This window comes from Kitasatospora sp. NE20-6, from assembly GCF_045862635.1.
The window spans coordinates 1-672 of the sequence record NZ_BPRL01000181.1 but is presented as its reverse complement, the minus strand read 5'-3'; the positions used below and the strand labels follow the sequence as shown (position 1 = coordinate 672).

The following is a 672-nucleotide window of genomic DNA, read 5'->3' as shown; positions in this document are numbered from 1 at the left end:
CGTCGTCACGATGCGGGAGCTGCTGGAGAGCGGCGTCCACTTCGGTCACCAGACCCGTCGTTGGAACCCGAAGATGAAGCGCTTCATCTTCACGGAGCGCAACGGCATCTACATCATCGACCTCCTGCAGTCGCTGAACTACATCGACCGCGCCTTCGAGTTCGTCAAGGAGACGGTTGCCCACGGCGGCAGCATCCTCTTCGTCGGCACGAAGAAGCAGGCCCAGGAGGCCATCGCCGAGCAGGCCGCTCGCGTGGGCATGCCCTACGTGAACCAGCGCTGGCTCGGCGGCATGCTGACCAACTTCTCGACCGTCTACAAGCGTCTGCAGCGCCTCAAGGAGCTCGGCGAGGTCGACTTCACGGATGTGGCCGGTTCCGGCCTCACCAAGAAGGAGCTCCTCGTCCTCCAGCGTGAGTACGACAAGCTGGAGAAGACCCTCGGCGGTATCCGTGACATGCAGCGCGTTCCCAGCGCCGTGTGGATCGTGGACACCAAGAAGGAGCACATCGCGGTCGGCGAGGCCCGGAAGCTCCACATCCCGGTCGTCGCGATCCTCGACACCAACTGCGACCCCGACGAGGTCGACTACAAGATCCCGGGCAACGACGACGCGATCCGCTCCGTCACCCTGCTGACCCGCGTGATCGCCGACGCCGTCGCGGAGGGCCT

The 672-nt window shown here is 64.7% G+C and carries 1 protein-coding gene; it reads left to right on the top strand.

The features are described from left to right. Positions 1-672, top strand: a 672-nt coding sequence (rpsB, locus tag SNE206_RS40100) for a 30S ribosomal protein S2 (protein ID WP_407918521.1), incomplete at both ends; no start/stop codon positions are given.